General features: G+C 66.8%; 9 protein-coding genes and 1 pseudogene. 8 read left to right on the forward strand and 2 right to left on the reverse strand.

What is annotated here, in order from left to right; translation table 11 throughout:
• Positions 1–400: pseudogene (locus FFS27_RS19010) on the forward strand (SPFH domain-containing protein); the annotation flags it as partial.
• A gap of 48 nt (positions 401–448) precedes the next feature.
• Here FFS27_RS19010 and FFS27_RS19015 read toward each other — a convergent pair.
• Positions 449–1,072, reverse strand: coding sequence for a tRNA isopentenyl-2-thiomethyl-A-37 hydroxylase MiaE (locus FFS27_RS19015; protein WP_003139946.1), 624 nt, complete (start codon positions 1,070–1,072; stop codon positions 449–451).
• 170 nt (positions 1,073–1,242) lie between these two features.
• On the opposite strand from FFS27_RS19015, the gene FFS27_RS19020 reads away from it, so the two are divergent.
• Positions 1,243–2,106: a universal stress protein gene (locus FFS27_RS19020; RefSeq protein WP_003087881.1), complete on the forward strand. Its 864-nt coding sequence runs from the start codon at positions 1,243–1,245 to the stop codon at positions 2,104–2,106.
• A gap of 55 nt (positions 2,107–2,161) precedes the next feature.
• Here FFS27_RS19020 and FFS27_RS19025 read toward each other — a convergent pair whose 3' ends face one another.
• A complete protein-coding gene (locus FFS27_RS19025) occupies positions 2,162–2,629 on the reverse strand; it encodes a DUF1289 domain-containing protein (protein ID WP_003098041.1) in 468 nt (155 codons plus the stop codon).
• Positions 2,630–3,010: 381 nt separating this feature from the next.
• Here FFS27_RS19025 and acnB point away from each other — a divergent pair, with 381 nt between their 5' ends.
• The 6 genes from acnB (at position 3,011) to FFS27_RS19060 (ending at position 11,760) form a co-directional block, all read left to right on the forward strand.
• Positions 3,011–5,620: a bifunctional aconitate hydratase 2/2-methylisocitrate dehydratase gene (acnB, locus tag FFS27_RS19035; RefSeq protein WP_021264604.1), complete on the forward strand. Its 2,610-nt coding sequence runs from the start codon at positions 3,011–3,013 to the stop codon at positions 5,618–5,620.
• A gap of 177 nt (positions 5,621–5,797) precedes the next feature.
• A complete protein-coding gene (locus FFS27_RS19040; RefSeq protein ID WP_021264603.1) occupies positions 5,798–7,006 on the forward strand; it encodes a CmpA/NrtA family ABC transporter substrate-binding protein in 1,209 nt (402 codons plus the stop codon).
• Positions 7,007–7,022: 16 nt separating this feature from the next.
• Positions 7,023–7,601, forward strand: a complete 579-nt coding sequence (locus tag FFS27_RS19045; protein ID WP_003087868.1) for an ANTAR domain-containing response regulator — start codon at positions 7,023–7,025, stop codon at positions 7,599–7,601.
• Between the two features lie 229 nt (positions 7,602–7,830).
• On the forward strand, positions 7,831–8,526 hold the full coding sequence (locus FFS27_RS19050; protein WP_003087865.1) for a polysaccharide lyase family 7 protein: 696 nt from the start codon (positions 7,831–7,833) through the stop codon (positions 8,524–8,526).
• Positions 8,527–8,878: 352 nt separating this feature from the next.
• Positions 8,879–10,090 carry an MFS transporter gene (locus FFS27_RS19055; RefSeq protein ID WP_003450070.1) on the forward strand — a complete coding sequence of 404 codons (1,212 nt, stop codon included), beginning with the start codon at positions 8,879–8,881 and terminating at the stop codon, positions 10,088–10,090.
• Positions 10,091–10,164: 74 nt separating this feature from the next.
• Entirely contained in the window at positions 10,165–11,760 is a 1,596-nt protein-coding gene (locus FFS27_RS19060; RefSeq protein WP_228777557.1) for a bifunctional protein-serine/threonine kinase/phosphatase, read from the forward strand.
• Positions 11,761–12,038: the final 278 nt, after the last annotated feature.

A 12,038-nucleotide genomic window follows, 5' to 3' on the forward strand; every position in this document is an offset into this window, starting at 1 on the left:
GATCGAACGCACCACCCAGGCGGAAACCGACAAGCAATTGGCGGTGATCAACGCCGAGCGCGAGAAGCAGCGCGCCGAGATCGAGAAGCAGACCGCCGAACTGCTGCGCGACAAGGCCACGGTGACCGCCCAGGCCACCAAGATCACCGCCGACGCCGAGGCCTACGCCCGCGAAGCGGTGATCAAGGCGGACGGCGCGTTGCAGCCGAAGCTCGACGCGCTGATCGCGATCAACAAGGTCTGGGCCGAAGCCGCCGCCCAGGCCCCCGTCCCCAGCGTAATGATGGGCGCCGGCGCCAACGGCGCGGCGAGCCGCCAGGACGAGATCGGCCAGCTGATGGGCGTTCTGGCGACCAAGGCCGCCCGCGACCTGGCCCTCGACCTCAAGGTCAAGGACTGATTCAGGCAGCAAAAAAAGCGCCCCGCGGGGCGCTTTCTTGTTTCCGGCTCAGGCCACCAGGTCCACCGGGTGGCCGCTGTGGAAGCGGAATTCGTTGTCCGGACTGCTGATCAGCTCGGCCTCCTTGGCCCGCACCACCTCGATCGTCCGCTCCACGTCGGCCTCGTCGCCGTACTGGTAGGCCAGCTTCAGGTAGTCCTGGAAATGCCGCGACTCGGACTTCAGCAAACCGCCGTAGAATTTCGCCAGCTCCGCGTCCAGGTGCGGCACCAGGGCGGCGAAGCGCTCGCAGGAACGCGCCTCGATGAAGGCGCCGACCACCAGCGTATCGGTCAGTCGCTGCGGCTCCTGCTTGCGCACCAGGTCGCGCAGCGCCGAGGCGTAGCGGGAGGCGCTGACATTGACCACCGGGATGCCGCGTTTCTTCAGGATCGCCAGCACCTGCTCGAAGTGGCGCAGCTCCTCGCGCGCCAGGCGGCTCATCTTGTTCACCAGGTCCAGGCGGCCGGAGTACTTGCCGATCAGTTGCATCGCCGTCGCCGCGGCCTTCATCTCGCAGGCCTTGTGGTCCAGCAGCATGACGTCCTGGCGCTCCAGGGCCGCCTCGACCCAGGCGGCGGGAGTGGAACAGGCGAGGAATTGGTCGATCTCGGGCAACATGGCGCAGGTCACTCATTCTGGAAAGGGTCTGCCACGACGCTGGTCGGGGCAGGAAAGGCGGAGCATTATACGGAAGCTGCGGTGGTCGGGCAGGCCGACCCGTTTGATATGCATCAAGAGCAGCGGCTGGATTGCGTCTAGAGTTGTTTCAGCGATAACCACAAGCACTCAGGGAGACGATCATGCAAGCCATTCGCAGCATCCTCGTGGTGATTGAACCGGACCAGCTGGAAGGTCTCGCCCTGAAACGGGCACAACTGATCGCCGGCGTGACCCAGTCGCACCTGCACCTGCTGGTCTGCGAGAAGCGCCGCGACCACAGCGCCGCCCTCAATGACCTGGCCCAGGAACTGCGCGAGGAAGGCTACAGCGTCTCGACCAACCAGGCCTGGAAGGACTCCCTGCACCAGACCATCATCGCCGAGCAACAGGCCGAAGGCTGCGGGCTGATCATCAAGCAGCACTTTCCCGACAACCCGCTGAAAAAGGCCATCCTCACCCCGGACGACTGGAAACTGCTGCGCTTCGCGCCCTGCCCGGTACTGATGACCAAGACCGCCCGGCCCTGGACGGGCGGAAAGATCCTCGCCGCGGTCGACGTCGGCAACAACGACGGCGAGCACCGCTCCCTGCACGCCGGGATCATCAGCCATGCCTACGACATCGCCGGCCTGGCCAAGGCCACGCTGCACGTGATCAGCGCCCACCCCTCGCCGATGCTCTCCTCCGCCGACCCGACCTTCCAGCTCAGCGAAACCATCGAGGCCCGCTATCGCGAGGCCTGCCGCACCTTCCAGGCCGAGTACGGTTTCAGCGACGAACAATTGCACATCGAGGAAGGTCCGGCCGACGTGCTGATCCCGCGCACCGCGCAGAAGCTCGACGCGGTGGTCACCGTGATCGGCACCGTGGCGCGCACCGGGTTGTCCGGCGCGCTGATCGGCAATACCGCGGAAGTGGTGCTGGATACCCTGGAAAGCGACGTGCTGGTGTTGAAGCCGGACGACATCATCGCCCACCTGGAGGAGCTGGCCAGCAAGGAGTGACCGCTGGTCGGACGAAAAAGCCGCCCAAGGGCGGCTTTTTCGCTGGAAACACCGCCTATCTGTCGATCGCCTGCAGGAACGAGGGCGCGATGTAGCGCTGGTAATGCGCTTCCGACAGCAGGAAGAATTCCCGGTCGATGGCATCGCGCAGGTCCGGCAGGCTCCAGTCGCGGAATTCCGGCAGCAGTGCCACGCCGTAGGCTTCGATCTGGTTGATCAGCCGGGAACCGCGGGCGATCAACTGGTAGGCCCAGCAATAGGGAGACTGCTCGGGGACGAAGCGGATCTGCCGCTGCTCCAGTTGCAGGCGCAGGCGCGCGGCGTCGAAGACTTCCAGCTTGGCGGCCATCACCTGGGCCAGCAACTGCTCAAGGCGACTCCAGACAGCCCGCTTTTCCTCGGCGTCGTAGAGGTTCCAGTTGACCACCTCATGGTGGAAACGCTTGCAGCCACGGCATACCAGGTCGCCGTATACCGTGGAGCAAAGCCCTACGCAGGGGGTTTTGATTCTTTGCGAAGACATGGCCGGGACAACGAAAACAAAGCGGCATCTTAGCCCTTTGTCTAATCAAGTTCACCCTGTGGTTCCTAGGGTTTCCGACTTAACTTTGCGTCGAGTTTCCAGTAACATTGGTCCGCCTTTTTAGGCGCCAATGTCCGTTAGAAGCTGTTTTCAAAGCGTCACGAGCACAGTTTCCGGCAGGTACGCTGGCGACGGCGCCTCCCTCAAGCGTCTCGCCAGCCCCACCCCAGCCCGCCGGCGTAAAACTTTGAAAACAGCTTCTGTCTGGAACCTGCCGATGCCCTCGTAGGTTGGTGGATTACCGTCCACCTGGGCCTGACGAGCGGATCTGCGTCGGTTCCTGGATACGTGTCCCCCGGGACCACTGATGAGGGAAATACTGTGCTTGAAGCCTACCGCAAACACGTAGAAGAGCGTGCCGCCCAGGGTGTCGTGCCCCAACCGCTGAACGCCGAACAGACCGCAGGCCTGGTCGAGCTGCTGAAGAACCCGCCGGCCGGCGAAGAAGAATTCCTCCTTGACCTGATCACCAACCGCGTACCGCCGGGCGTCGACGAAGCCGCCTACGTCAAGGCCGGATTCCTTTCCGCCATCGTCAAGGGCGAAGCCACCTCCCCCCTTATCGACAAGCAACGTGCCGCCGAGCTGCTGGGCACCATGCAGGGCGGCTACAACATCGCCACCCTGGTCGAACTGCTGGACGACGCCGAACTGGCCAACACCGCCGCCGAACAGCTGAAGCACACCCTGCTGATGTTCGACGCCTTCCACGACGTCGCCGAGCGCGCCAAGAAGGGCAATGCCGCGGCCAAGTCCGTGCTGCAATCCTGGGCCGATGGCGAGTGGTTCAAGGCCAAGCCGGAAGTCCCGGAAAAGCTGACTCTCACCGTATTCAAGGTCCCCGGCGAAACCAACACCGACGACCTCTCCCCGGCCCCCGACGCCTGGTCGCGCCCGGACATCCCGCTGCACGCCCTGGCCATGCTGAAGATGGCCCGCGACGGCATCGAGCCGGTCCAGCCGGGTTCGGTCGGTCCGCTGAAGCAGATCGAAGCGGTCAAGGCCAAGGGCTTCCCGGTCGCCTACGTCGGCGACGTGGTCGGCACCGGTTCCTCGCGCAAATCCGCCACCAACTCGGTGCTGTGGTTCTTCGGCGACGACATTCCGTTCGTGCCGAACAAGCGTGCCGGCGGCTTCTGCTTCGGCACCAAGATCGCGCCGATCTTCTACAACACCATGGAAGATGCCGGCGCCCTGCCGATCGAGTTCGACTGCACCAACCTGGCCATGGGCGACGTCATCGACGTATACCCCTATGAAGGCAAGGTCGTTCGCCACGACAGCGGCGAAGTGGTCACCACCTTCGAGCTGAAGACCCCGGTCCTGCTCGACGAAGTCCGCGCCGGCGGCCGTATCCCGCTGATCGTCGGCCGTGGCCTGACCGAGAAGGCCCGCGCCGAGCTGGGCCTGGGCGCCTCCGACCTGTTCCGCAAGCCGGAAGCACCGGCCGATAGCGGCAAGGGCTTCACCCTGGCGCAGAAAATGGTCGGCCGCGCCTGCGGTCTGCCGGAAGGCCAGGGCGTGCGCCCGGGCACCTACTGCGAACCGAAGATGACCACCGTCGGTTCCCAGGACACCACCGGCCCGATGACCCGCGACGAACTGAAGGACCTCGCCTGCCTCGGCTTCTCCGCCGACCTGGTGATGCAGTCCTTCTGCCACACCGCGGCCTATCCGAAGCCGATCGACGTCAAGACCCACCACACCCTGCCCGACTTCATCATGACCCGTGGCGGCGTGTCGCTGCGCCCGGGCGACGGCATCATCCACAGCTGGCTGAACCGCATGCTGCTGCCCGATACCGTTGGTACCGGCGGCGACTCGCACACCCGCTTCCCGATCGGCATCTCGTTCCCGGCCGGCTCCGGCCTGGTGGCCTTCGCCGCCGCCACCGGCGTGATGCCGCTGGACATGCCGGAGTCGGTGCTGGTGCGCTTCAAGGGCAAGCTGCAACCGGGCATCACCCTGCGTGACCTGGTCCATGCGATCCCTTACTACGCGATCCAGCAGGGCCTGCTGAGCGTCGAGAAGAAAGGCAAGAAGAACATCTTCTCCGGCCGCATCCTCGAGATCGAAGGCCTCAACGACCTGACCGTGGAACAGGCCTTCGAGCTGTCCGACGCCTCGGCCGAGCGTTCCGCCGCCGGCTGCACCATCAAGCTGCCGGAACAGGCGATCGCCGAGTACCTGAAGTCCAACATCACCCTGCTGCGCTGGATGATCGGCGAAGGCTACGGCGACCCGCGCACCCTGGAGCGTCGCGCCCAGGCGATGGAAGCCTGGCTGGCCAAGCCGGAGCTGCTGGAAGCCGACAAGGACGCCGAGTACGCCGCGGTGATCGAGATCGACCTGGCCGACGTCAAGGAGCCGGTGCTCTGCGCGCCGAACGATCCGGACGACGCGCGCCTGCTGTCGAGCGTACAGGGCCGCAAGATCGATGAAGTGTTCATCGGCTCCTGCATGACCAACATCGGTCACTTCCGCGCCGCCGGCAAGCTGCTGGACAAGGTCAAGGGCGGTATCCCGACCCGTCTGTGGCTGGCTCCGCCGACCAAGATGGACGCCCACCAGCTGACCGAGGAAGGCTACTACGGCATCTACGGCAAGGCTGGCGCGCGCATGGAAATGCCGGGCTGCTCGCTGTGCATGGGCAACCAGGCTCGCGTCCAGACCGGTTCCACCGTGGTCTCCACTTCGACCCGTAACTTCCCGAACCGTCTGGGCGATGCCACCGATGTGTTCCTGGCATCGGCCGAGCTGGCGGCGGTCTCCTCGATCCTCGGCAAACTGCCGACCGTGGAGGAGTACATGGCCTACGCGAAGGACATCGACAGCATGGCTGCCGACGTCTACCGCTACCTGAGCTTCGACCAGATCGCCGAGTTCCGCGAAGCGGCTGCGAACGCCAAGATCCCGGTCGTTCAGGCCTGATCCAGCGACGCGTCGAACAAGCCCCGCCCCGTGCGGGGCTTTTTCTTGCCCGGCGAAAACCCCCGCGCCGCCTGGCATAGCGCTTGCTGTGGCAGCTATGGAAAAGCGCGCCGACGACGGCGCCGGCGCACTGGAAAACGGGACGGCCCGCGCCGCCCTCCCGCACTCGAGGTGGTGATGACAGACAGAGCGATACGCAGCCAGGCCTGGGCCGGCGGTTCCGACGCACCGGAAAAGAGCGCCCTGGACATCGGTTTCATGGCGCTGACCGATTCGGCCTCGCTGATCGTGGCCGCCACCCAGGGCTTCGCCCAGCCCTACGGCCTCACGCTCAATCTCAGGCGCCAACCGTCCTGGGCCGCCTTGCGCGACAAGCTGCTCAGCGGCGAGCTGGATGCCGCGCAGTGCCTGTACGGGCTGGTCTACGGCGTCCAGCTCGGCCTCGGCGGCAGCGCGGCAAGCGAGATGGCGGTGCTCATGGGACTGTGCCAGAACGGCCAGGCGATCAATCTTTCCGAACCGCTGAAGCAGGCTGGCGTGACCAGTGCGGAGGCACTGCTCCGGCATCGGCGCCAGAATGGTGCACGCCTGACCCTGGCGCAGACCTTTCCCACCGGTACCCACGCGCTCTGGCTGAACTACTGGCTGGCGAGCATCGGTCTGCATCCGCTGCACGACGTGCACAGCGTGGTGGTTCCACCGGCGCAGATGGTCGGCCATCTCCAGGCCGGGCGCATCGACGGGTTCTGCGCCGGCGGTCCCTGGGGCGCCCTGGCCGTGGACCAGGGCCAGGGCTTCACCATCGCCACCAGCCAGGCGATCTGGCCGGACCACCCGGAAAAGGTCCTCGGCACTACCCGCGCCTTCGTCGACGCCTACCCGAACACCGCCCGCGCGCTGGTCATGGCGGTCCTCGACGCCAGCCGCTTCATCGAACAGAACGCCGAGAACCGCCTGGGCACCGCGCAACTGATCAGCGGCCGCGACTATGTCGACGCTCCGCTCGGCGCGATCCAGCCGCGCTTCTTCGGCCGCTACCAGGACGGCCTCGGCAACGCCTGGCAGGACCCGCAGCCGCTGCGTTTCTACGCCGACGGCGAAGTCAACCGGCCCTGGCTCTCGGATGGCATGTGGTTCATGACCCAGTTCCGCCGCTGGGGCCTGCTGCGCGAAGACCCGGACTACCTGGGCATCGCCCGCAGGGTCCAGCAGACCGCGCTGTACCGCGATGCCGCGACGGCCCTTGGCCTGCGCCTGGACGGCGCCGACATGCGCCGCTCGACGCTGATCGACGGGCGCACCTGGGACGGCAGCGACCCCGCCGGCTACGCCCGCAGCTTCCCGATCCACGCCCTGGCCGAAACCGGCCAGGGCATCGACCTCTGACCCTGGTGCGCCCGCCATGCTGCGTATCCTGCTGATCGACGACACGCCGAAGAAAGTCGGACGCCTCAGGGCCGCCCTGCTCGAGAGCGGTTTCGAAGTGGTGGACGAGTCGGGGCTGACCATCGACCTGCCGGCTCGCGTCGAAGCGCTGCGTCCCGACGTGATCCTGATCGACACGGAGTCTCCCGGCCGCGACGTGATGGAGCAGGTCTGCCTGGTCAGCCGCGACCAGCCGCGCCCGATCGTGATGTTCACCGACGAGCACGATCCGGGAGTGATGCGCCGCGCCATCCAGTCCGGGGTCAGCGCCTACATCGTCGAAGGCATCCAGGCCAGCCGCCTGCAACCGATCCTCGACGTGGCCATGGCGCGCTTCGAGAGCGACCAGGCGCTGCGCGCTCAACTGCAGGCGCGCGAGGCGCAGCTGGCCGAGCGCAAGCGCATCGAGCTGGCCAAGGGCCTGCTGATGAAGATGAAGCATTGCGGCGAGGAGGAAGCCTACACGCTGATGCGACGCCAGGCCATGAGCCGCCAGCAGAAGCTGATCCAGGTCGCCGAGCAGATCATCGCCATGCACGACATGCTCGGCGGCTGAATCCGGCTGGGCAGCTGGCGATCATATCGCCAGCCACCCTGCTGGCCCCCGGCGCAGAGCGGCGCGGCTATGCTCGTGCGCCCGGAACGGCCCTATCCGTTCTGGGAGCTACCCCCTCGCCACCCTCGACTAGCATGACCAGGGAGGCCCGCAGTGGACGCCCAGGGCTAGGAGCCGCAGGCGTCCGCCCGAACCGCACCGCCGACTCAGCGGTCAGGAGATGCTCAGCATGATCGATCTCAGCACCTGGAACCTTACCATTCCCACCGAACCCACCCCGCAGGTGATCACCACCCAGCAACTCAACAACGGCTACCAGAGCCGGTACTTCCAGCAAGGCAACGATGGCGGCCTGGTCTTCTGGGTGCCCATCGACGGCTCGCACACCGAGGACAGCACCTATCCCCGCACCGAACTGCGCGAAACCCAGGCCGACGGCAGCCTCGACAACTGGTACTACTGGCAGGCCGACAACGAATTGCGGGTGACCATGAGCGTCGAGAAGGTCCCCTCGAAGAACAAGGTGATCATCGGCCAGATCCACAGCAAGTCGCCACAGACCGACGACGGCGAACCTCTGGTGAAGCTGCAGTACTACTACAAGCCCGAGGAAGGCCTCGGCCGGGTCGAGGCGCTGGTACGCAACCACCCGGACGATTCCTATAGCCGCAACGTGTCGATCCTCGAGCAGGTACGCCTGGGCGAGCGTTTCAACTACAGCCTGCGCGTCACCTCCAGCGGCGAGTTGGCGGTGCGCGCACGCAGCCAGGACGGCGAAGAGGACGCTTACTACCAGACCCTCGGCAGCGCCTGGAACGACCAGTTGCTCTATTTCAAGGCCGGCGCCTACGTGAACGACAACGCCGGCGACAGCGGCGAAGGCAGCCGCGTGACCATCTACCACCTGAACACCGCCCATCGCTGAACCGCCGACGGCGCACGGACGCGCCGCCCCAGCCCTGTGCAAGCCCCCGACGCCTGCCACCGCGGCGTGCACGCCGACGCCATGGTTGTCCCTGCAACCGCTCTACGCCGCGCTTTCGACAACTTGGCAAAGAGCTTGCTACGTCCTGCCTGACGGTAGCCAACGGCGGTTACCCATCCCCGACAAAGACGTCGCGCGGCCTCTCCTTCCCGGCAGAGGCCCGTGGCGTCTTCGTCGTTTCGCCCCAGCGTCGGGGCGGGTGGGTGGTCCGCTGTCGGACGCTCACCTTGTAGCGATGCAACTTCCGCCGGGCGGCCGTTCCGCCCCGATTCCGCTGGATACGAGGTGTTCGATGAACAACAGCTTCTGGAAGGCCGGCCATGCGCCGACCCTGTTCGCGGCGTTTCTCTATTTCGACCTGAGCTTCATGGTCTGGTACGTGCTCGGCCCGCTGGGGGTGCAGATTGCCGGCGACCTGCAACTGAGCACCCAACAGCGCGCGATGATGGTCGCCACGCCGATCCTCGCCGGCGCCGTACTGCGCTTCCTGCTCGGCCTGCTGGCCGATCGCTGGTCGCCGAAGAGCGCCGGCATCCTCGCCCAGGTCATCGTCATCGCCGCCCTGGCGGCCGCCTGGCTGCTGGGCGTGAACAGCTATGCGCAGGCACTGCTGCTGGGGTTGTTCCTCGGCTTCGCCGGGGCATCCTTCGCCGTGGCCCTGCCGCTCGCATCGCAATGGTACCCGCCGCAACACCAGGGCAAGGCCATGGGCATCGCCGGCGCGGGCAACTCCGGCACCGTGCTCGCCGCCCTCTTCGCCCCCGGCCTGGCCGCCGCGTTCGGCTGGAACAACGTGTTCGGCTTCGCCCTGCTGCCGCTCGTCCTGACCCTCCTGGTGTTCGCCATGGTCGCGCGCAACGCCCCGCAGCGGCCGGCGCCCAAGGCCATGGGCGATTACCTGAAAGCCCTCGGCGACCGCGACAGCTGGTGGTTCATGTTCTTCTACAGCGTCACCTTCGGCGGCTTCCTCGGCCTGGCCAGCACCCTGCCCGGCTATTTCCACGACCAGTACGGCCTGAACCCGGTGACCGCCGGCTACTACACCGCCGCCTGCGTCTTCGCCGGCAGCCTGATGCGCCCGCTCGGTGGCGCCCTCGCCGATCGCATCGGCGGCATCCGCAGCCTGCTGATGGTGTACACCCTGGCCGCCATCTGCATCGCCGCGGTCGGTTTCCACTTGTCCAGCGCGATGGCCGCCCTCGGCCTGTTCGTGGTCGCCATGCTCAGTCTCGGTGCCGGCAATGGCGCGGTGTTCCAGTTGGTACCGCAGCGCTTCCACAAGGAAATCGGCGTGATGACCGGGCTGATCGGCATGGCCGGCGGCATCGGCGGCTTCTGCCTGACTGCCGGCCTCGGCGCGATCAAGCAAAGCACCGGCGACTACCAGCTCGGCCTGTGGCTGTTCGCCAGTCTCGGCGTGCTGGCCTGGTTCGGCCTCCACGGGGTGAAGCGGCGCTGGCGCACCACCTGGGGCTCGGCCGCGGTTACCGCCGCGCGGGTCTGAGCGTGGGGCTGCGACTGAGCATCGGCGAGGCCAGCGCCTGCGGGCCTCGCACGGAAAACCAGGACGCGCTGCGGGTGGTCACCCCGGCGCCGGCCCTGGCCGCCAGCAAGGGACACCTGCTGGCCATCGCCGACGGTGTCAGCCAGTGCGCCGATGGCGGCCTGGCGGCGCGCAGCAGCCTGCAAGCGCTGGCCCTGGATTACTATGCGACTCCGGAAACCTGGGCCATCGTGCAGTCCCTGGACCGCCTGCTGCTGGCGCAGAACCGCTGGCTACAGGCCAACGGCGGCGGCCAGCCGCTGCTCACCACCCTCACCGCCCTGGTGCTGCGCGGCACCCGCTACACCCTTGCCCACGTCGGCGATTGCCGGGCCTACCTGTGGCGCGACGGCGAGTTGCTCCGGCAGACCAGCGACCACGTCTGGGAACAGCCGCACATGCAACACGTGCTGACCCGCGCCCTGGGACTGGACCAGCATCTGGTGGTCGACTATCTGGAAGGCGATCTGGAGCCCGGCAGCCAGTGGCTACTGGTCAGCGACGGCGTCTGGGCGACGCTGGGCGACAGCGGCATCCGCAGCATCCTGCGCAACGCCGAAGAGCCGCAGCGCAGCGCCGAGGCTCTGGTTCGCGCCGCCCACCTGGCAGGCAGCCAGGACAACGCCAGCGCCCTGCTGGTGCGCGTGGAAGCCGTGCCCGCAGGCAGCCTCGGCGACGCCCTCGCGCAACTGGGCCACTGGCCACTGCCGCCACCGCTGAAGCCCGACCAGCTCTTCGAAGGCTGGCGGGTCCGGCAGTTGCTCGGCGAATCCCGCCAGTCCCTGCTCTACCGGGTCGAGGATGGCCAGGGCCAACCCTGGCTGCTGAAGACCCTTCCCGCCGCACGTGCCGACGATCCGCTGGCAACCCAGGCCCTGCTGCTCGAGGAATGGTTCCTGCGCCGCGTCCAGGGCCGGCATTTCCCCGAGCTGCACGGATTGGCGCAACGCCAGCATCTGTATTACCTGATGCGCGAGCACCCCGGAGAGACTCTCGCCGAGCGCTTGCGCAACCATGGCCCGCTGTCGCTGCCGGAGTGGCTGGGGCTGGCCAACCAGCTGCTGCGCGGGCTTGGCCAGTTGCATCGACGCAACCTGCTGCACCGCGACCTCAAGCCGGAAAATCTCCACCTCGGCCGCGACGGCGAGCTGCGCCTGCTGGATTTCGGCCTGGCCTGGTGTCCGGGATTGTCGCGCGAAGACCCCCATCTGCTACCGGGTACGCCCAGCTACCTGGCGCCGGAGTGCTTCTCCGGCACCTCGCCCTCGGTGCGCCAGGATCTCTACGCCACCGGCGTCTGCCTCTACCAGGCGCTGACCGGGCGCTATCCCTATGGCGAGATCGAAGCCTTCCAGCACCCGCGCTTCGGTCGCCCCGTCCCGCCCAGCCGCTATCGCCCCGACCTGCCGGCCTGGATCGACGACCTGCTGCTGCGCGCCGTCGCCTGCGACCCCGCACAGCGCTTCGAGACCGCCGAGGAATGGCTGCTCTCGCTGCAACAGGGAGAAGCGTTGCCGGTCGCGGCACCCCGCCCATTGCTGGAGCGCGAACCGCTGCAGACCTGGCGCGCCATCGCCCTGCTGTCCCTGGCCGCCAACCTGGCGCTATTCCTGGTCTGGCTGAAGGGCTGAGTGGCACCAGCCCGGTGCAATACGCTCCGGCACGGAGCAGAAAGACCGCGGTGAGGCCCCGCGTTATCCCTGCAAGGCCATGGAGATAGGCAATAGCGCAAGTTGGCACGGCGCCTGCTTGGGTTCTCCCGACAATCGACAACAAAGCGCCTGCCTCAACGACGAGGCGGCGTTTCCCGACCGAACGGGACCTGGACAAAGGCGTCCTGCTGGCAACAGCGGGACGCCTTTTTTGTTTGCGCCAACCTTATGCAGGAGCTACTCCGCATGAAGAAGAT

The organism is Pseudomonas sp. 2VD (genome assembly GCF_005503585.1).
Classification (GTDB): Bacteria; Pseudomonadota; Gammaproteobacteria; order Pseudomonadales; family Pseudomonadaceae; genus Pseudomonas; species Pseudomonas aeruginosa.